This window comes from Streptomyces sp. NPDC002144, assembly GCF_053593695.1.
The window spans coordinates 62,089-80,669 of the sequence record NZ_JBSFDB010000021.1 but is presented as its reverse complement, the minus strand read 5'-3'; the positions used below and the strand labels follow the sequence as shown (position 1 = coordinate 80,669).

The 18,581-nt window shown below is 71.1% G+C and carries 17 protein-coding genes; 10 read left to right on the top strand and 7 right to left on the bottom strand.

All coding sequences use genetic code 11. The features are described from left to right. Nucleotides 1–125: 125 nt before the first annotated feature. Both ACWCQ1_RS28820 and ACWCQ1_RS28815 read right to left on the bottom strand, forming a co-directional pair. Nucleotides 126–965 (bottom strand): hypothetical protein, encoded by an 840-nt coding sequence (locus tag ACWCQ1_RS28820; protein ID WP_358601384.1) that lies wholly within the window; start codon nucleotides 963–965, stop codon nucleotides 126–128. A gap of 108 nt (nucleotides 966–1,073) precedes the next feature. Then, nucleotides 1,074–2,501 carry an ROK family transcriptional regulator gene (locus ACWCQ1_RS28815; RefSeq protein WP_358601387.1) on the bottom strand — a complete coding sequence of 476 codons (1,428 nt, stop codon included), beginning with the start codon at nucleotides 2,499–2,501 and terminating at the stop codon, nucleotides 1,074–1,076. A 190-nt stretch (nucleotides 2,502–2,691) separates the two neighbouring features. Between ACWCQ1_RS28815 and ACWCQ1_RS28810 the strand changes: the two genes are divergently transcribed. From ACWCQ1_RS28810 to ACWCQ1_RS28790, 5 genes are read left to right on the top strand one after another with little or no spacing between them, the layout of a single operon-like run. After that, complete coding sequence (locus ACWCQ1_RS28810) at nucleotides 2,692–4,038, top strand: ABC transporter substrate-binding protein (protein ID WP_451027687.1); 1,347 nt, start codon at nucleotides 2,692–2,694, stop codon at nucleotides 4,036–4,038. Further along, the gene (locus ACWCQ1_RS28805; protein WP_358601393.1) at nucleotides 4,038–4,982 is read left to right on the top strand and encodes a carbohydrate ABC transporter permease; all 945 of its coding nucleotides are present in this window, start codon (nucleotides 4,038–4,040) and stop codon (nucleotides 4,980–4,982) included. Before ACWCQ1_RS28810 ends, ACWCQ1_RS28805 begins: the two co-directional genes overlap by 1 nt. Continuing rightward, entirely contained in the window at nucleotides 4,979–5,806 is an 828-nt protein-coding gene (locus ACWCQ1_RS28800; RefSeq protein WP_133042536.1) for a carbohydrate ABC transporter permease, read from the top strand. The genes ACWCQ1_RS28805 and ACWCQ1_RS28800 overlap by 4 nt, the downstream gene beginning before the upstream one ends. A 14-nt stretch (nucleotides 5,807–5,820) precedes the next feature. Then, the gene (locus ACWCQ1_RS28795; RefSeq protein ID WP_358601397.1) at nucleotides 5,821–6,825 is read left to right on the top strand and encodes a Gfo/Idh/MocA family protein; all 1,005 of its coding nucleotides are present in this window, start codon (nucleotides 5,821–5,823) and stop codon (nucleotides 6,823–6,825) included. After that, nucleotides 6,822–7,835, top strand: coding sequence for a Gfo/Idh/MocA family protein (locus ACWCQ1_RS28790; protein ID WP_451027686.1), 1,014 nt, complete (start codon nucleotides 6,822–6,824; stop codon nucleotides 7,833–7,835). Before ACWCQ1_RS28795 ends, ACWCQ1_RS28790 begins: the two co-directional genes overlap by 4 nt. A 120-nt stretch (nucleotides 7,836–7,955) precedes the next feature. On the opposite strand, the gene ACWCQ1_RS28785 is transcribed toward ACWCQ1_RS28790, so the two are convergent. Further along, on the bottom strand, nucleotides 7,956–9,875 hold the full coding sequence (locus tag ACWCQ1_RS28785) for an N-acetylmuramoyl-L-alanine amidase (RefSeq protein ID WP_358601403.1): 1,920 nt from the start codon (nucleotides 9,873–9,875) through the stop codon (nucleotides 7,956–7,958). A 254-nt stretch (nucleotides 9,876–10,129) separates the two neighbouring features. Beyond that, nucleotides 10,130–10,669 carry an isochorismatase family cysteine hydrolase gene (locus ACWCQ1_RS28780; protein ID WP_208778516.1) on the bottom strand — a complete coding sequence of 180 codons (540 nt, stop codon included), beginning with the start codon at nucleotides 10,667–10,669 and terminating at the stop codon, nucleotides 10,130–10,132. Between the two features lie 148 nt (nucleotides 10,670–10,817). On the opposite strand from ACWCQ1_RS28780, the gene ACWCQ1_RS28775 reads away from it, so the two are divergent. Together ACWCQ1_RS28775 and ACWCQ1_RS28770 are read left to right on the top strand one after the other, a co-directional pair. Continuing rightward, the gene (locus ACWCQ1_RS28775) at nucleotides 10,818–11,672 is read left to right on the top strand and encodes a DMT family transporter (protein WP_358601407.1); all 855 of its coding nucleotides are present in this window, start codon (nucleotides 10,818–10,820) and stop codon (nucleotides 11,670–11,672) included. A 145-nt stretch (nucleotides 11,673–11,817) separates the two neighbouring features. Beyond that, nucleotides 11,818–13,350, top strand: coding sequence for an MFS transporter (locus ACWCQ1_RS28770; protein ID WP_451027736.1), 1,533 nt, complete (start codon nucleotides 11,818–11,820; stop codon nucleotides 13,348–13,350). Nucleotides 13,351–13,392: 42 nt separating this feature from the next. On the opposite strand, the gene ACWCQ1_RS28765 is transcribed toward ACWCQ1_RS28770, so the two are convergent. Then, nucleotides 13,393–13,818, bottom strand: a complete 426-nt coding sequence (locus ACWCQ1_RS28765; protein WP_358601410.1) for a DUF6003 family protein — start codon at nucleotides 13,816–13,818, stop codon at nucleotides 13,393–13,395. Between the two features lie 101 nt (nucleotides 13,819–13,919). Beyond that, nucleotides 13,920–14,126, bottom strand: a complete 207-nt coding sequence (locus ACWCQ1_RS28760) for a hypothetical protein (protein WP_133042543.1) — start codon at nucleotides 14,124–14,126, stop codon at nucleotides 13,920–13,922. A gap of 289 nt (nucleotides 14,127–14,415) precedes the next feature. Here ACWCQ1_RS28760 and ACWCQ1_RS28755 point away from each other — a divergent pair, with 289 nt between their 5' ends. Further along, on the top strand, nucleotides 14,416–14,715 hold the full coding sequence (locus tag ACWCQ1_RS28755) for a hypothetical protein (protein ID WP_451027685.1): 300 nt from the start codon (nucleotides 14,416–14,418) through the stop codon (nucleotides 14,713–14,715). Next, on the top strand, nucleotides 14,712–15,143 hold the full coding sequence (locus ACWCQ1_RS28750) for an STAS domain-containing protein (RefSeq protein ID WP_451027684.1): 432 nt from the start codon (nucleotides 14,712–14,714) through the stop codon (nucleotides 15,141–15,143). Before ACWCQ1_RS28755 ends, ACWCQ1_RS28750 begins: the two co-directional genes overlap by 4 nt. Here the strand turns inward: ACWCQ1_RS28750 and ACWCQ1_RS28745 are convergent. Continuing rightward, a complete protein-coding gene (locus ACWCQ1_RS28745; protein WP_358601419.1) occupies nucleotides 15,091–17,439 on the bottom strand; it encodes a glycosyl hydrolase family 95 catalytic domain-containing protein in 2,349 nt (782 codons plus the stop codon). The two genes, ACWCQ1_RS28750 and ACWCQ1_RS28745, sit on opposite strands and share 53 nt — an antisense overlap. A 203-nt stretch (nucleotides 17,440–17,642) precedes the next feature. Here ACWCQ1_RS28745 and ACWCQ1_RS28740 point away from each other — a divergent pair, with 203 nt between their 5' ends. Beyond that, nucleotides 17,643–18,509 (top strand): SCO6745 family protein, encoded by an 867-nt coding sequence (locus tag ACWCQ1_RS28740; protein WP_451027683.1) that lies wholly within the window; start codon nucleotides 17,643–17,645, stop codon nucleotides 18,507–18,509. Nucleotides 18,510–18,581 lie beyond the last annotated feature (72 nt).

Sequence of the window (18,581 nt, the reverse complement as noted above, 5' to 3'; positions counted from 1 at the left end):
CCCTGTCCTGCAGGCAACGAGACGAGAACTCTTGGGCCTCATAGGGGCGTTCGCGCGCGGGACTTCGCCGGGGCGGCTCGTCGGAATGCAGAAACGCGTGTGCCGGTGTCGCAGCACCGACACCGTCAGGGCTGTTCGGCGTACCAGGTCAGGTCGTCAGCCATGGTGGGCAGATACCTGTTGCGGTCCACCAGGAGAACCGGGTCCCGGTCGTCGAGGTTCACGTCGAGAACTCGGTGGGCAGCCCTGCGCCACCGCTCGAAGGTCTCCGGGGACGCGGTCGCGAGCCGGTGGACGTCGGTCACCCGCAGCCGACCGCCCACACCCGCGGGCCGTACCCGGCGCAGGGCGTCACTCGACAGCAGGTCCAGTGCCTGGCTCAGCGGCACCTGCTCGCATCGCGGCACATCCGCTTCGGCGCTTGCCGCGTAGAGGGCCAGGGCCACGAGGACGACCGTCATGTGCGCGTCGACGGCGTTGCCGCCCGCGGGCGGGTACAGCCACTCGTAGACGTCTCCGTCGGTCGGTACCGCCCAGACGCACAGTCGCCGCGCCCAGTGGAGGCAGTCGGTGAGCGGTGCGATGCCGGTCGTGGTCACCACCCGGCCCTCCCAGCGCAGTTGACGCTCGGGCGCGTCGGGCGGGGGCGGATAGAGGGTGCGGTCCTCGGTGATCCGCGGCAGCATGTCGATCTTGACCGCCGCGCCCGGAAATCGGCCCTCCGCGCCCTGCGCCCCCAGGTGGAGCAGTTGCCGTACCCCGCAGGCGGCCACCTCGGGGTCGGTCCATTCGTGGCCCTCCGCGCACTCCAGGTACGCCTCGCGTCCGCGAGCCACCAGGGTCAGCCCCGTCGTGCGACCGCAGCGGGGGCAGTACAGCGGCTCCTCCAGTACGTCGTCGATGAGATCCCCGTATTTGGCCACGACGATCTCCCCGCCGACCGACACGCGGACCAGTCCCTGCACGTCACGTCCCTTCGAGCGGACCGCTGGACCACTGTCCTACCCGAGCGGTGCGCGAATATCCGCACCCGCGCTCTCGGCCACCCATGGGTGGCAGGGCCGTGCCCGGGGTCACCCTGGTGCACCGTCCTGTCGTACCCGCGCGACCAGGCTTGTCGGACGGGTGCGCAGGACGACCTCGACGGAGGAGAGGGCGAAGCGGACCGCGCCGGTCAGGACGCCGTCGTCGCCGAGGGCGGACAGCTGCCAGTGCGGCGGGTCGACCAGGAGCGTGTGTGCGTGGCGGCGGGCGGCCGCCAGCAGGATGTCGGCGGCGGCAGCGGTCTCGGGGGTGGGGAACTGGCTGGTGCCGATGACGACCAGGGCGGGGTCCAGGGCGAGGAGCACCGGGGCGATGCCTTCGGCGAGCCGTCGGCCGTACGACTCGACGGCGTTGACGGCGTCCGCCTCTCCCGTCGCGGCGGCCGTGACGACGGCCGCGGGCAGCGGTTCCAGCCCGGGGGTGTCCGGTGAGCCGAGGGAGTCGGAGGTGTCGGGCGGGCCCGGGAAGCGGATGAAGCCGATCTCTCCGGCTGCTCCGTGGTGACCTCGCAGCAGTCGGCCGCCGGTGATGACTCCGGCGCCGAGGCGCTCGCCGAGCAGCACGAACACCATCTCGTCGACCATGGCGCCGGTTGACTCACGGGGTAGGTCGGCCGGCGGTTCCTCCTCTTGCCGGCGCGTCGAGGGTTCCGCGGGGCGCTCGGCCGCCGTCGTGGGCCGACGTTCTTCAGGTGGTGACTCGACGGCCGGTCGTTCGCCTTCGTCCTCCTCCTCGACCCGCACCGAGGGCGAGGCTCGGCCGACTCCTCGCCACTGTTCGCCGAGGGCGGCGAGGTTGGCGTCGTTCTCCACGGCGACCGGGCAGTGCAGGTGGTCGCGGAGGATGCCGGCGATGTCGGTGTCGGCCCAGGTGGGGAGGTTGTCGGCCTGGCGGACGCGGGCGTTGGCGCGGTCGACGAGACCGGGGGTGCCGACGGTCGCGGCCCAGACCCGGGCCGCGTCGGCTCCGGCCTCGGCCATGGCTTCCTCGATCACTTCCGTGACCGCGCGGGCCCGGTCCGCGCCGGTGAGGTCGGCGCGGACCCTCCGGCGCCGCACCGCGACCGGTTCGCCGTCGAGATCGGCCAGACAGACGGTGACGGACCGGGGACGGACGTCGACGCCGACGACGAATCCGGCGTGCGCCCGGAAGCGGAAACGGCGCGCCGGGCGGCCGGGCGAGCGCTGGCCGCGGGCGGACAGGGCGGGTGCGACCTCGATCAGTCCGCAGTCGGCGAGTTCCTCGGTGATCGCCTCGACCGTGGGGCGGGAGAGGTTGGTGGCCCTGGCCAGTTCGGACAGGCGCGGGTGCGGGTCCGCCGCACGTACGACGGCGAGCACGGCCGCGGCGTTGGTCGCCCGCAGATCCGCCACCGCGACCACGGCCGGTGCGCTCGGTGCCGCCGGCTGCGCGGCTCCGCTCAGCGGCCAGACGGCCTCCGGGTCCGGTTGCGCCACTGCCACCTCCTCATACCTCGTGACTCTTGACGCCCCACGGCGCCATGCCGATTATAAAACGCAACTGCTTTATTAAAAGCCTTGTGCAGTGCTCGACCCTGCGCAGCTTCCGCCTTCCCACGGCCTCCGCCCCGGACCGGCCCCACCCGGCGCCCCGGCAATCCTCTCCGCCGTTCCAGGAGACACCGCCATGAGCCACACCCGCCCGCATCCCCCGACCCATCTGCCCAGACGCGTCTTCCTCGCCGCCGCCGGCACCACCCTGCTCGCCGCGTGCGGCAGTTCCCTCACCCCCGGGGCCAAGTCGTCCGCGAGCAGCAGCGCGTCCGGTCCCGCCGCCACCGCGGTCCCGACCGAGAAGATCACCCTGGTCATCGCCGACGCGGACGACACCACCATGACGCCCGGCCTGATGGCGGCCTTCCACGCCAAGTACCCCAACATCACCTTCAAGCGCCAGTACACGGGCTGGGACGACTACCTCAAGAGCATCAACACCACGATGTCCGCGGACAGCGCCCCCGACATCGCCCAGTTCGTCTCGGGCATGAACAACCTGGTCAAGGGACGGCTCCTGCTCGATGTCGGCGCCTACAGCAAGGCGTACAGCTGGCCCGGCAAGTTCCCCGGCCTCGACCAGATCACGTTCACCGCCGACGGCCGGACCACCGGAACCGGCGCCCTGTACGGCGTGTCCGGTGGGCTGTCCTTCGAGGGCGTCTACTACAACAAGGCCAAGGCCAAGAAGCTCGGCATCACCCTACCGGCGGCCTCGATCGCCGACCTGGAGGCGATGTTCGCCAAGGCCAAGGCGGCCGGGGAGACCGCCCTCGTCGCCGGCAACCTCGACGGCGGCCTCAACCACCCCTTCAACGTGCTCCTTTCCGTCTACATGAAGCCCGCCGACCGCCAGGCCTGGGCCTACGGCCACAAGGGAGCCAAGATCACCGGAGCGGATGCCGTCGCCGCGACCGCGACCCTCAAACGCTGGGTGGACAAGGGCTATGTGACACCGAAGGTCAACGGCGTCAGCGACAACGACGCCACCGCGGCCTTCGCCAAGGGCACCGGCGTCTTCCGCATCAGCGGCAACTGGGCCGCGGCCGCTGTCGCCAAGGGCCTCGGCGACAACGCGGGCATGTTCAACGCGCCACCCGCCGACAAGGGCGGCACCCTGCACACCACCGGCGCAGGCGTCTACTACTGCGTCTCCAGCAACACCAAACACGCCGCCGCGGCCACCGCCTTCCTGGACTTCTGCGCAAGCACCGAAGCCGCGCCCATCATCGCCAAGTCCGGCTTCATGGCCCCCGACGCCTCCTCCATGCCGCAGCAGAGCGGACTGCTCGGCGACGTCGCCACCAGCTGGCAGGGCATCGCGAAGGACTCCGGTCTCGAGCCGTTCGTCCAGAACGCCTCCAGCCCGACCATGCCCGACACCCTCACCACACAGCTGCAGCTGCTGGCCGGCGGCAAGGTGAGCGTGGAGAAGTTCCTGGCCAACCTCCAGTCCGACTTCGACCAGTACCACAGCTGATGGCCGTCACCACCCACCGTCCCGGGCCCGCGGCCACCGGCCAGGCCCGCACCCGGGCCGGCCGGCGGCCCGGCGCCCGGCGACGGCGCCGTGCCACGGCCCTGCTGTACGTGCTGCCCGCCCTGCTGCCGTACACGCTCTTCGCCGTCCTGCCCGCCCTGCACACCGCCTACCTGTCCCTGTTCGACTGGGACGGTGTGACCCTGCCGTCCTTCACCGGGATCGCCAACTACCGCAAGGTCGTCAGCGATCCACAGCTGCGCGCGGCGGCCTGGCACGCCGGCGCGCTCATCCTGTTCTTCTCCGTCCTGCCCATCTGCGTCGGCCTGGTCTCGGCGGCCATCGTCGCCCGCCGCTCCGGCCGCCGCGGCACGGTGGCCGTCCGTACGCTGCTGTTCCTGCCGCAGGTCGTGCCGTTGGTCGCGGTCGCCATCATCTGGCGCTGGGTGTACGCCGAGGACGGCACCCTCAACCAGGTGCTGCGCGCGGTGGGCCTGGGCCGGTTCGCCGACTCGTGGCTGGGCAGCTTCAGCTGGTCGCTTCCGGCCGTGGGGCTGATCGGCACCTGGGTGGTGGCCGGACTGTGCATGGTGCTGTTCCTTTCCGGCACGCAGCGCATCGACCAGGAGATCCACGAGGCCGCCCGGGTCGACGGCGCGGGCCCGGTGCGGGAGTTCTGGTCCATCACGGTGCCCCTGCTGCGACCGGAGATCGCCGTCGCCCTGTCCATCACCGTGATCGCGGCCCTGTCCAGCTTCGACCTCATCTACATCACCACCGGCGGCGGCCCCGGCAACAGCACCGTCGTGCCCGGCATCCTCATCTACCGGCTCGCCTTCGGCGGCGGGCAGGTGGGCCTGGCCAGCGCGCTCGCGGTGGTCCTGACGGCGGTCATCTCCGTCGCCGTCCTCGTCATCAACCGCCTTGCCCGGGAGGCCCCGTGACGACCCACAGGGCGAGAGGGCTCGCCGCACCGGCCGTCCTGGCACTCTTCTGCGCCGCCGTCCTCGTACCCTTCCTGTCGCTCCTGCTGGCCTCGGTGCAGCCCGCCGGGACACCGCTGACCGGGCTGGCGCTGCCGACCCACGGCATCCATCTGGAGAACTTCGTACACGCCTGGTCCCGCGCCGGGTTCGGGCCGCTGCTGCGCTCCAGCACGGTGATCGCGCTCGCGGTCGTCCCGGCGGCCGTGCTGTGCGCCACGCTCGCCGGGTACGCGCTGGCCACCATGGACGTCCCCGGCGGCGGAAAGCTCTACGCCTACCTGCTGCTCGGCCTGTCCATCCCGACCGAGGTCACCGTCATCCCGCTCTACTACGACCTGCGGGCACTCGGGCTGACCAACACCGTGCCGGGGCTGGCGCTGGCGGAGATCGCCGCCTTCATGCCCTTCGGCGTGTTCTGGATGCGGGCGCACTTCGCGACCATGCCGCGCAGCCTCATCGAGGCCGCCCGGCTGGACGGGGCCTCGTCCTGGACGACGTTGTGGCGGGTGCTCATGCCCAGTTCCCGGCCCGCCGTCACCACGCTCGGCGTGCTGTACTTCGTCTGGAGCTGGAACCAGTTCCTGCTGCCGCTGATCCTGATCCAGGACCCGAGCAGACGGACGGCCCCGGCCGGACTGGGCTTCTTCACCGGGCAGTTCGACGTCGACGTGCCCCTGCTGGCCGCGGCGACGCTCATCGTCATCACGCCTGTCGTCCTGGTCTACCTCTTCTTCCAGCGGCACTTCATCAACGGCGTGCTCAGCGGCGCCCTCAAGGGCTAGGAGGCTCGCAGCAGATGGCAGAACTCGACGTGGCGCTGATCGGCGCGGGTGGCATCGCCCGTACCCATCTGCCCGCCTGGATCGCGCTCGGCGCCCGTGTGCGCATCTACGCCCCCGACGGCCACGCCCCCGGGCTGGCCCGCGACTTCGGCGCCACCGCCGTCGGCACACAACAGGAGGCGATCGCCGGGGCGAACGTGGTGGACGTGTGCAGCCCGACCGACACGCACCGCGAGATCGCGCTCGCCGCGCTGGCCGCCGGCGCGCACGTGCTGTGCGAGAAGCCGCTGGCCCTCACCACCGCCGACGCCGAACTGATCGCCGGCACCGCCCGGTCCGCGCGACTGCGCCTCTACCCCGGGCACGTGGTGCGGTTCTTCCCCGCCTACGCCCGGCTGCGCGAACTGGTCGCGGGCGGTGCGCTGGGCCGCGTCGCGGTGGCCCGGTTCACCCGCACCGGCCGTTACCCCACCTGGAGCCCCTGGTTCGCCGACCCGGAGCGCTCCGGAGGGATTCTCGTCGACCAGATGATCCATGACTTCGACATCGCGCGCTGGCTGTTCGGCGAGGTGGTCCGGGTCCACGCCGACCAGCGCGGCCATCTCAGCTCCCCCGCCCCCGACGGGGCCGTGGCCGTCGGTACCGCCGTCCTCACCCATGAGAGCGGGGTGATCACCCAGGTGGTGGGTGTGTGGGCGCCGCCCGCCACCCCGTTCCGCACCACGTTCCACGTCGCCGGTACCGGTGGCACCCTCAGCCACGACTCACTGGCCTCCCCCGGTCTGCGGGTCACCGGCAGCGACCGGGACGCAGCCGGCGCCGACGGCATCCCGTCGGGCGACTTCGGCCAGTCCCCGTACGCCCTTCAGATAGCCGAGTTCGCCGCCGCCTTCACCGGGCGCGGGCCCGAGCCGCGGGTGACCGCGGGGGACGGTGTGGCGGCCGTCCGCATCGCCGAAGCCGCCGCCGAGTCCGCGCGCACCCGGCGGGCCGTGAGTCTCGAGGGGAGCCCCGCGTGAAAGTCGCCGTTCTGTCCTTCGCCCACGTCCACGCCGCCACGTACCTCACCCTGCTGCGCGACCGCGAGGACGTCGATCTCATCGCCGCCGACCCCGACGCCCCACCCGGCGCCCCGGACCGCGGCCCGGTCCTCGCCGAGCGGCTCGGCGTGCCGTACGCCGCCACCTGGGACGAGGTGTTCGCCCAGCCGCTCGACGCGGTCGTCGTCACCAGCGAGAACGCCCGCCACCGCGCCCTCGTCGAACGCGCCGCCGCGGCCGGTGCCCATGTGCTGTGCGAGAAGCCGCTGGCCACCACCGAGGCCGACGCCCGCGCCGTCATCGACGCCTGCGCCCGTGCCGGGGTCGGCCTGATGACCGCCTATCCGGTCCGTTTCGGCTCCGCCTTCGCCGCGCTGCGCCGGGCCGTGGCAGACGGCTCGCTGGGCCGGCTGATCAGCGTCCACGGCACCAACAACGGCCGCAATCCCGCCCGTTCGAGCCCTTGGTTCGGCAGCCGCGAACTCGCGGGTGGCGGCGCGCTGATGGATCACACCGTGCACATCGCCGACCTGCTGGACGTGCTCCTGGACGGCGAACAGGCCGCGGAGGTCTACGCCCAGGCCAACGCCGTCCTGGACGCCGGCCTCGGCCTGGACGTGGAGACCGCGGGACTGGTCACCATCCGCTACCCCGGCGGCACGGTGGCCGCCGTGGACTGCAGCTGGAGCCACCCGCGGGACCATCCGACCTGGGGCGGTCTGACGCTGACCTGCGTGGGCGAGCGGGCGATCGTCGAACTCGACGCCTTCCCCCGGCTGTTGGACGGCTTCGACACCACCACCGCCCGCGCCCGCTGGGAACCGGGCGGCGACGACCTGGACACGGCGATGCTGGACGCCTTCCTCGACACCGCCCGCACCGGCCGACGCCCGGCCCCGGACGGGGAGGCGGGCCTGCGGTCCCTGCGGGTGGTACTGGCGGCGTACGAGTCACTGCGCACGGGCCAGCCGGTGGCGCTGCCGGGCTGATGGCGGCCTCTTTGATCGCATGGTGACAGGTCCTGCCGCAGGCCCGGGAACGACCGGTGCCCAGGAGGCGGGAACCTCCTGGGCACCGCGGTTGTCCGTCCGTGTGCTCTCAGCCGGGTGTCAGGCGTCCGTGGCCGTGACGCCCGCCGCGTACACGAGGGCGACGCGGTGGTTGTACTGGATGGTGTACATCGCCTTGGCGCCGGTGACGACCCGCCCGCTGGAGGGGAAGAAGTCGTCCGTGAGGGACGGTGCGGTGGTCGCCACGTAGGCCTGGCCGGCGGGGACGGTGTACATGCTCAGCGGGGCCTGCGTGGAGGGCGACAGACCCGAGGGGTACTCGGAGGCGTCGGGGTAGCTGGAGCCGTACACCGCCACCGGGGAGCTGCCCGCTGCCGTGATCACCTTCACGCCCTGGGCCGGCGCGGTGTTGCAGCCGTCCGGGTTGTAGAACCACACCTTGGCGCCGCTGTACCAGATGGCGGTCCAGTCGCCGTCCTGGTCGGCGACGACGAACTGCTGACCGGCCACGGCCGTGCTGCCCCAGTCGTTGATGCGGTCGGTGCCGGCCGCGCCGGGGTGGATGGCCTGGTCGCCGAAGAGCGGGGCGGTGTCGCTGGGCTCGGTGCGCAGGTAGACGAAGTTCGCCTTCTGCTGCGTCTCGGTGCAGGCGGTGGTGGCGCCGGTCGGGTCGTCGGAGGGGCAGATCTGGACGGTCTGCAGGTTGTCGTCGAAGCGCGGGGCGATGGTGACGACCGAGCCGACGGGACCGACGCCGTGGCGCCCGGTGTGCACCCCGAGCAGGTTCATGAAGTGGTTCCAGTCCCAGCCCGGGCCCGGGTCCCAGTGCATGCCGGAGACGAGGGAGGACTTGGGGCCGGCGACGTTGTCGTGGCCGATGATGTGCTGGCGGTCCAGCGGTATGCCGAAGCGGGCGGCGAGGTACTTCACCAGGTCGGCCGTGGCCTCGTACTGCGCCTCGGTGTACCAGGTCGCGCCGTGGGCGGCGTAGCCCTCGTGCTCGATGCCGATCGAGTGCATGTTGGTGGAGTAGTTGCCCGCGTGGAAGGCGAGGTCCTTCGTGGGAACCATCTGCGTGACCGCGCCGTCGGAGGAGCGCATCACGTAGTGCGCCGCGGCCCCGCCCGCCTGCTCGAAGGTGGTGATGGCGGCGTCGTAGGAGCTCTCGGTGTCGTGGATGACGATGGTGTCGATCCGGATGCCGTTGGCGGGACGGTTGGAGACCTGGCCGTTGGACGGCGACGCCGGGACGAAGGTGCAGGCGACGGTGGTGGGGCACTCGGTGGTGGTGTCCGCCGCGGCCTTCAGGTGCAGCGACGCCAACTGGCCGGTGGCCGGGCGGACATCGGTGTCGGCCGTCAGGGAGACGCGTGTGCCGTCCGTCGTGGTGCGGTGCGCGCCCTTCTTCATGGTGGCGAAGACGCGGTCGGCGAAGGCCTCGGCGCCCTGGCGCCGGGTGGACTGGCTGTAACGGGCCACGGCCGCGTACCAGTTGCCGGGCTGTGCGGAGGTGGAGCCGGTCGCGGCCTTCTGGTACGAGGCGAGCAGGGCCGCGCCCCCGCGGATGTTGGCGGACGGGTCGGTGCGCAGCTTCCGCGCCGACAGGCCGGTCAGCTTCGCGGCGGCCTGCACGGTGTGCAGGGCCGGGTCGGCGGCCAGCTTGGTCAGATCGCCGCGGCCCGCCGCGCCCGCGTCGCCGCCGGCCATCATGGCGGGGGTGACGTCGGTCAGGTGCATCGGCCCGTAGCCGCCGTCCGTGCTGTGCTGCCCGGGGTGGGTTTCCCAGGCGGACTCCTGGTACGCCACCGCGAGCAGCAGCTGGCGCGGGACGTGATACGTGTCTGCGGCGTCCTTGAAGTCCTGCTGCAGACCGGTCGCCGCGGGCGCGGCCGCACCGGTGGCCAGTGCCGTCACCGGTACCGCGATTCCGCCCCCGACGACGAGCGCCGCGACGGCGGCCAGCAGGCTCACGCGACGGCGTTTCGACGCGTGTCCGCGCCTGGTACTGCTTGTGGTCATGAAGGTCCCCCGGACCTGAGAGAGATCGAAATGGCCGGGCGGACAGCACATATGACGGTGCGTCAGGTGGTCGACCGACGACGAGTGCGCGCACCACTGCACGAACTCTGCGCCGCTGTCCGTCGGCTTCTGCGAAGGGGATGATCCACCTCAGGGGGAACTCGCGTCAACCTAGGTCCCGGGAAGGGCAGTTCACCACTACACAGGGTCCTGCCGCCATCACGGTTCAGGAACGCGCAGCGGGCGGGCTGTGCTCAGCCGCGCCACAGATCGTCGCCGTCACGCACCTGGGCGCCCATGTTGCGTTCCATCATGCGCAGCGCGGCCTGGGCGAGGTCGCCGTGGATGTGGGCCACCGCGTCCCGGGGAACGGTCACGTCGAAGTGGCGGATGTGGGCGTCCAGCGCCGAGTAGAGGATGCACTGCTCGGTGACCTGCCCGCACAACACCAGGTGGTCGATGCCCTGTTGGGAGAGCAGATAGTTCAACGGGGTCTCGAAGAAGACCGAGTGGCGTGCCTTGACGACGAAGAGGGAGCGGTCGTCGGGCACGAGCGGTTCCACGAGTGCCGCGTGCGGACCGGACAGGGCCTTGTCGAGGAGTTCGCCGTGGTGCGAGCGCCATTCGCCGAAGTTGTCGTTGACGTAGATGACGGGTACGTCGTTGTCGCGGGCTCGCTCCAGCAGCGCGGCCACCCGCGGTACGACCTCCGTGACCGAGGGCAGCAGCAGGTCGGCGTCGGCGTGATCATAGGTGTTGATCATGTCGATGACGATCAGTGCGCTCTTGCCCATACCCACCAGAGTGCCCCGCTGGGGGAAGCCATGCAGACTTCGGCAAGATCCCGCATGCCCGGGCACCGGCCGCCTCGTAGGCTGAGGGCTGCTTGAGGTCAGAAGGGGAAACCGGACAGAGCCCTGTACCTCCCAGCCGAGGCGCCGCATGATCGAGTTCGCCGCTGTCTTCGCCGTCGCGGGCGCCGCGAGCAATGCCATGGGCACCGCCTTCCAGCGCAAGGCGGCCTCCACCGCCGACAAACGGGGGCTGCGTCTGCTGGGGGAACTGGTCCGGCGGCCCGCCTGGGTGATCGGCATGGCCGGCGTGATCGGCGCCGCGCTCTTCCAGAGCCTGGCCCTGGTCAACGGCCCCCTGGCCCTGGTCCAGCCGCTGTTCATCCTGGAGCTGCCCTTCGCCCTCATGATCGCCGCGCCGCTGATGCACCGACGGCTGCCGGCCTGGGGCTGGTGGGGGGTGAGCGCCGTGGTGGCGGGCCTGGCGCTGGTCCTCGCCTCGGCCGCCCCGCACGGGGCCACCGACCAGGCCTCACCCGCGCGATGGATCCTCGGCCTCGGCCCCTGCCTGGGCGCGGTGGCCGTCGCCGTCCTGCTGTCCGGCCAAGGCCGCCCCGCAGCGGTGCGGGCCGCCCTTCTGGGGGCCGCCGCCGCGATCGCCAACGCCGTCACGGCCGCCCTGCTCAAATCGGCGACGGGCACCTTCGCCGACCACGGCCTCACGGCCTTCCTCACCTCCTGGCAGACCTACGGCTTCGCCCTGGCCGGAGTCATGGCGGTGCTCCTGCTGGAGAACGCCCTGCAGGTCGGCCCGCTGGCCGCGTCCCAGCCGGCGCTGACCATCGGCGACGCGACGGTGAGCCTCGCGCTCGGCGTCGTGCTGTTCGACGAGGAGATCCGCACGGGCTGGTGGCTGGCGCCGGCCGCGCTGGGCGCCCTGCTGATCGTCACGGGCGTGGTGGTGCTGAGCCGCGCGGTACAGGCGCTCGTCGTCCTGGAACAGTGAATATCCGCAGGTCGAGACCGTATCGGATGCGGTATCGGGAGCGTGGGCGCATCCTGGTCGGGTGATCGGTAGAAACACCGAACGCGCCGGGAGCAGGGCAGCTCACGCCGCTCCCGCGCCCTCCCAGTCACTGGCTCTCGCCGCCATGATGTTCGCGGTGGCGATGACCTTCATCGACCAGACGATCGTGTCCATCGCGGCACCCGACATCGTCTACGAGCTGCACCTGACCGCGTCGGGTATGCGGTGGGTGGTCAACGCCTATCTGCTGGCCCTGGCCGCCTTCTTCGCCCTCGGCGGACGCCTCGCCGACCTGTTCGGCCCCCGCCGTGTCGTGGTCATCGGCACCCTGGTCTTCGTCGTCTCCTCGGTGCTGTGCGGCTGTGTCCCCAAGGGCGACTACGCGCTGAGCTGGCTGATCGTCTTCCGGGCCACGCAAGGGCTGGGCGCCGCGCTGCTCTTTCCGGCGGCGCTGGCGGTGGTCGTGGCGGTCTTCCCCGTCCAGCGCCGCGGCCGGGCCCTCGCCCTGTTCTTCGGGCTGACCGGCGCCCTGACCGCGCTGGGCCCGCTGCTCGGCGGGTGGCTGACGTCCTGGACCTGGCGCGCGATCTTCTGGGTCAACGTGCCGGTCGCCGTCGTCGCCCTGATCCTGACCGCCCTCGCCCATATCTCGGACCGCCGCCGCGACGAGACACTCGATGTGATCGGCGCCGTACTGGTCGCAGCCGGCATGGGTCTGAGCGTGCTCGGCTTCCAGCAGGCGTCGGCGTGGGGCTGGGACAGCGCCGCGACCTGGGGGTGCATCATCGGCGGTCTGGCCGTACTGGCCGTGTTCTGTCTCTACGAGCTGAGAACCCGTCATCCGCTGATCAACCTGGCGGTCTTCCGCGACCGCGCCTTCACGGTCGACTCGCTGGTGCTGTTCTTCGCGATGCTGGCGTTCGTCCCGCTGTTCTTCTTCGCCTCCGTCTACGCCCAGGTCTCCCTCAGCGCGTCCCCCAACCAGGCCGCACTGTTCCTGCTCTACTTCTTCGCCGGGTTCGCGATCGCCTCCCAGTGGGGCGGCCGCATCCTCGACAAGCAGGGCGCACGACCGGCCATGAAGATCGGTTGCGTGGTCGGCGCCGTCGGCTTCGCCCTGTGGGCGGGCAAACTCACCGACCTGTCCATGCACGACCAGTGGCCCTACGCGGCACTCGCGGGCGCCGGTATCGGCTTCATCCTCGCCCCGGCCTCGACGGACGCCGTCAACCGCTCCATCGACGCCACCTACGGCGAGGTCACCGGCATCACCCAGACCGTCCGCAACTACGCCGCCAGCATCGGTCTCGCCGTCTTCGGAACCGTGCTGAACCACGCCATGACCGACAACGTCGTGCACAGCCTCACCGCCCGCGGCCTGTCCTCGACCGCCGCGCACTCCGTGGCGCAGGGCGTCTCGGAATCGATCGCGGGCAACGGTGACGCGCGACAGCCCACCGGTTCGGGTACGGCGGCGACGATGATGCGGGATGCGATGTCGACGATCCGCATGGACTTCGCCGAGGCCAACCAGTGGGTGTTCTACGGCATGGCCATCGCCCTGGGCATCGGCTACTTCTGCGCGCTGCGCCACCCCGGAGGCACCGCCCAGGCCGAGACGGAGCAGCCGTCCACGGCGACGCCGGTCCACCACTGATCCGGGTACGCCGGTTCAGCTGCGGCCGAGGCGGCCGTGTCCTCAGCCGCGCGCAGCCTCCGTGACCGTCGCGGGATCCACTCCGGTCAGTTCGACGATGCGGTGCGGCGGGACGCCGGCGGCGAGGGCGCGTCCGATGAGGTTGTCGCGGCCGTCGGAGCAGTCGCGGTAGGCGAGCAGCTCCTGCTCGACCTGGGCCAGCGGCTCGGGTGCCAAGTGATGGCGGACGCGGCTGAGTTCCTCGTCGCTGAGCGGGACGGGCAGCCGCTCGGCCCCCTCCGGAATGGCCCCGGTCTCCTCCGGCGGCAGCAGCCGCAGATGCGGAGAGGTCGGCGTGCTCTTCTGTGCCTCCAGCCACGCGCGTACGGCGGGCGTCTCCATGCAGGCGAGGTCACCGACGGCGGCGGGGGTCACCCCGAGCGGCGCGGAGACGTCGCCGAGCAGGAACAGGTAGGCGTCATCAGTCATCGTCGGCTCCTTCTCAACGGGGGCTGATCGACGTCCCATTACCCCGCCGCGCCCGGATTACCGCGGGCTCACCGTGTCGGGTGAACGCGGGTGCCGGGGCCTCAGGCCGCGTCCGGCTCACGCCGTGCCGACTCCGGCGCGGGCACGTCACGAGACTTCTGCGACCCGCCGGGGATCAGCTTCAGATGACGCCGCGCATGCGCGTGCCGCGGGGGCCCGGGCGCCGCGGTCACCCAGTCCTCGACACGGTCCATGACCAGCAACAGCCCACCCAGCAGAGGAACCACCAACACCGCCACGACGATCACAACGCCACCCTCCGTCGGCTTCCGTGGACCCCGGGTGCCCGGCACACAGCGGAAGACCCGCCGACGGGATGTGAAGGTGCGGTGAAGTCGGCTCGCGCCTCGAAGAGCGGAGCGAGGTGGAGGTCTTGGATGACGGGGAGGAATACGGGAACGTCTACGTCTTCTTCGTCACCGGAGCCGACGAAGAGGCGCTTCTGGACGTGGCGTCTCGTGTCGCCGCGTTGCCGCACGGACCCGCACCCAACAGGTCAAACAGACCCTGATCGACCTGGAGACCCGCTTTCCCGCCATGCGTGCCTACACCGCCGCACGGCAGGAACACACGGCCGAGGACATCGCCCACATCGTCGACTTCCTCGGCACCGCCCTCTACCTCGACGACCCCGAAGTCTTCACCGGCTTCCTGACCTGGACCGCCGGCATCCTCCAGGCACGACACGTACCGGCCCACTCCCTCGTCACCGGTCTGGAGCTCCTCGCGGGCCAGTTGCACGACTTCCCCCGCGCCGTCGCACTCAGGGGGCAGGGCATCGCCGCCCTGTACGATCCCTCCACCGACCCTGTCCCCGACCCCGACACCCACGTATGACCAACCTGCCCCCCACCCCCTTCGCGCTCACCGTCCGGCACGAACCGCCCGTGCTGACCGTGCAGGTGCGCGGGGAACTGGACTACGACACCAGTGCCGAGTTCACGGACACCGTGGTCGATCACCTCTCCCGCAGTGAGCAACTGCGCGATCTGCGGCTGGACTGCAGCCGACTGGCGTGGATCGACTCCTCGGGCCTGTCCGCCCTGCTGATGATCCACCGCCGTGCCGACGCCATCGGTGCGCACCTGCACCTGGACAACCGGCCCGAGTTCCTGGACCGCATGCTCGACATCACCAACGTCCGGGACCACCTCACCGCACCCGCCGCTGACACCGCTGCCGCCGCTGACGAAAGGGCCGAGGCACGCGTGCCTACGCGGGCAGCCCCCAGCGCGGTGCGTCCTGATTCGGTCGTACGGGAGTGAGGGTCAGGTCGGGGTGGTCACCGCGCGCGGTGATGAGCGCGGTCTCACCCTTGTGCAGCGCGATCCTGATCGCTCCGTCGCCGGCTTGCGTGTACCGGAGCGGGCGACCCCGTTCGTCGCGCACCTCGACCGGCCCGTCGATGCCGGGCCGTACGACGCAGGGGGCGCCGGCCTCGCTGTGCAGCCGCACCCAGCGAGTGGTGCCGGACTGGCGGCGGGCGCCGAGCAGGAAGGCGCCCTGGGTGCGGAAGTCGTGCACGACCAGGTCCGCCCAGGCGGCGGGCAGCGCGGGGAAGACCCGGATGGTGCCGCCCCAGGACTGGCAGATCATGTCGTGCAGCGACTGGGCCGCCGACAGGGGCGTCTCGATCACCGGGCCCGACTCCTGGTACATGGTGTTGGGCTGGATGAAACGGGTCATGAGTTCGTCGAGGTAGTGCAAGGCGTCGTCGCCCTTGCCCAGCAGCGCCGACATGGAGGCCGCACCCGTGAAGGTGTAGCCCTGCAGCGCGCCTTCGAATCCGACCCAGTGGGCCAGTGACTTCTCGATCAGCGCGCGTTCGTCCGGACTCCGGCCGGTCACCTCGTAGAGCGGGTAGACCGCGAGCAGATGCGAGTAGTGGCGGTGCGACTTCGCGAACGGGATGTCCGCACCGATCATGAAGCCGTTCGCATCCGTTGGATACGCCACCCGTTTGGCCAGCACCTCCCGCCAGCGGGGCACCAAGGGGTCGTCGACGCCCAGGAGTTCGGCCGTTTCGACGAGGGTGCGGCAGCCCCAGGTCAGCAGCATCAGGTCGTAGTTGCAGTCCCGCGAGTCGCCGCCGTACTCCGGGGAGAAGGTGGCGGGCAGGTGGAGTCTGCCGTCCGGGCCGGGCTCGAGGAAGTGCAGGTAGTAGTTGACCGCCTTGCGGAGGAGGGGGAAGAGGACGTCTCGCAGGATGGAGGTGTCCATGGTGTGGCGGTAGCTGAGCCAGACGTTGTGCAACGCCCAGGTCAGATCGCCCACTTCGGGTGTGGGCGGGTCCTGGCCCGGGATGCCGACGCCGTATCCCATGAGCGGGCTGGCCGCCCCGTTGACCAGGTGGGCATCGGTGGTGCGGGGGATGCCGAGCGAGTCGCTGCGGTACGGCTGCGCCACCTCGGCGGCGAGGTTGTCCCGGTACTCGCTCAACGCCCGTGTGATGGCGTCGAGTTCGAGATGGTTGGAGCCGTGGATGAGCCAGTACTCGAGCTGGGCGTTGAGGTTCCACCAGGTGTTGGGCCACGGGGTCGGCTCCAGCCAGGGGCCGCTGGTGGCCATCACGGGAGCGTCGCGGCGGGCGGCGGAGGCGCCCTTGTACAGCTGGATCCAGTAGAAGCGCTGGATGCGGGCGTCGGGCATGGACAGGAAGCTCTTGCGGTAGTACGAGTGCCACCAGGCGCGGTGGGTGAGCGCGAGGGCGTCGTAGGGAAGTCGGGCGGTGGTACGGATCGTCCTGAGCGCCCGGTTCAGGGCCGTGGTCTGCGGATAGGAGTGCGCGACATGTACGTACAGCGTCCGGCTCCGGCCGGTGGAGCGCTGGCGCCACGCTGTGACGTGCTGCCCGCCCGACAGCAGCGGCTGGACGGCGGCGCTGACTCCGTCGTGGTCGGCGATCTGGGCGGGAGGGTTGCCCTGGTAGCCGCCCGGGAGCGGTTTGAAGGCGGCTCGTGGGCTGATCGCGTCGGCGGGATGGAAGACCCAGCGAAAGCCGCGTTCGCCCTCGCTCGGTGTCACGTCCACCGCCAGGACCGAACGGTCGTTGTGGACCAGGGCGCGCAGCGTCAAGGTGCCCTTGTCGGTGGTCAGTGTGCCGGTCAACTCCGCGTCGCGCAGGGACAATCGCCAGTCGATGCCGGTGATCGCTCCCACCGGCTCGAGGGTGAAGTGGCCGATGGGCAACCGGGCCAGGCCGAAGAGGGAACCGAACTCGGGGCGGTGGTCCTGGACTTCGGAGTGCTGGACGTTGAAGCGCACGGCCGTCGCGGTGGCGCCCGGCTCGGCGTAGACGCCGGAGCCGAGGAAGCCGTTGCCGAGGAAGGGGCCTTCGTACCAGGCCGTCGGCATCCGCTGCCACACCATGTCCGCGTCCTCGAGGACGGAGCGCCAGGGGTCGGAGGTGTGCGAGGGGTGCGTTGCGGACGCCGTTGCCCCGCTCTCGTCGGCCGACGCCCGGGGGACGGCCAGACCCGTCGTCAGTAACGCGCCGCCCAGGGCTGATCCGGTGGCGAGGACGGAGCGTCTGGACGGATCGGGCACGGAGGGATGGGGCACGGCGCCTCCAGACGGCTCTGCGATTCATCGGATCTATCTCGCGATGGAACTTAGGGTTGCGACTGGAGGGTGTCAACAGAGCGGGAGAGGCCCGATGTATTGAAGGGGAGCGGAGCTTGTTATGACCGCGGTCATAAACCATGCTTGCTGTCGGCAGCGCACTGAAGGACGCGTGTTCGGATCGACCGGCAGGAGGATGCGGCATGGGGACGACCGCGGCACGGGCGATGTGGGAACGGCTTGAACCGGTTCACGATCTCGTGTACTTCGCACCCGAAGCCCGCCGGGCCGCCGACGAGCTCGGGATGCGCGGGTTCTGGATGGGCTACTTCGCCCTGCGGGCGGCTCCGCTCGGCGCCGTACCCGCCTCCGTCGTCACCGCGTGCTTCTACGTCTTCCATCCCGATCGCGTGGCAAGGGCACTCCCGGACGCCTGGCGGTACGCCGCCCCACCCGACGTCCTGGCAGCGCGCGAACGCGCCATGGAGGCGGCCATGACGCGCCTGTTCGGCCCCGACGTCATCACCTCGGCGCACATGGCCGAGGCCGCGGACCTGGCGTGGAACGCCGCCGAAGCCGCCGACACCGCCGGACGACCGCTGGCCGCCGCCAACCAGGCCCTCGACCGCCCCCGGCAGCCGCACACCCGCCTCTGGCAGGCCCTGACCACCTTGCGCGAACACCGCGGTGACGGACATGTCGCCACGCTCGTCGCCCATCGCCTCTCCCCCGTCGCAGCCATGGCCCTGAAGGCGGCGACGGGAGATTCCGACGCCGCACTGCTGCGCGAGGGCCGCAAGTGGGATCTGAGTGACTGGGCCGCGGCCGAGGCGGAGCTGTGGGAGCGCGGCCTGCTGACGGAGGACGGGGCGCTGACCGCGGAAGGCACGGCCGCCCATGACGCCGTCGAGGCGCAGACCGATTCCCTCGCCGAACAGCCCTGGCAGGCTCTCGGCCAGGAAGACACCGCGCGGCTCGCCGAGTTGCTCACGCCGTTGGCCGCGGCGGTACGGACGTCGGGACTGCTGCCTTCCGGCAATCCGGTCGGGCTCACCGGCACCACCGTCTGAGCCGGGCGACGGTCACGTCGCCGTCGGCGTTCCGGTCAGGAGCGCAGGTGTGGCTGGAGGGAAGCGCGGTAG

Excerpts from the sequence above, each read along its gene's own strand:
- ACWCQ1_RS28775 (WP_358601407.1), top strand. The coding sequence starts at position 10,818 with ATGATCGAGTTCGCCGCTGTCTTCGCCGTCGCGGGCGCCGCGAGCAAT.
- ACWCQ1_RS28795 (WP_358601397.1), top strand. The coding sequence starts at position 5,821 with ATGGCAGAACTCGACGTGGCGCTGATCGGCGCGGGTGGCATCGCCCGT.
- ACWCQ1_RS28785 (WP_358601403.1), bottom strand. The coding sequence starts at position 9,875 with ATGACCACAAGCAGTACCAGGCGCGGACACGCGTCGAAACGCCGTCGC.
- ACWCQ1_RS28780 (WP_208778516.1), bottom strand. The coding sequence starts at position 10,669 with ATGGGCAAGAGCGCACTGATCGTCATCGACATGATCAACACCTATGAT.
- ACWCQ1_RS28805 (WP_358601393.1), top strand. The coding sequence starts at position 4,038 with ATGGCCGTCACCACCCACCGTCCCGGGCCCGCGGCCACCGGCCAGGCC.
- ACWCQ1_RS28740 (WP_451027683.1), top strand. The coding sequence starts at position 17,643 with ATGGGGACGACCGCGGCACGGGCGATGTGGGAACGGCTTGAACCGGTT.
- ACWCQ1_RS28755 (WP_451027685.1), top strand. The coding sequence starts at position 14,416 with ATGCGTGCCTACACCGCCGCACGGCAGGAACACACGGCCGAGGACATC.
- ACWCQ1_RS28750 (WP_451027684.1), top strand. The coding sequence starts at position 14,712 with ATGACCAACCTGCCCCCCACCCCCTTCGCGCTCACCGTCCGGCACGAA.
- ACWCQ1_RS28770 (WP_451027736.1), top strand. The coding sequence starts at position 11,818 with ATGATGTTCGCGGTGGCGATGACCTTCATCGACCAGACGATCGTGTCC.
- ACWCQ1_RS28765 (WP_358601410.1), bottom strand. The coding sequence starts at position 13,818 with ATGACTGATGACGCCTACCTGTTCCTGCTCGGCGACGTCTCCGCGCCG.
- ACWCQ1_RS28810 (WP_451027687.1), top strand. The coding sequence starts at position 2,692 with ATGAGCCACACCCGCCCGCATCCCCCGACCCATCTGCCCAGACGCGTC.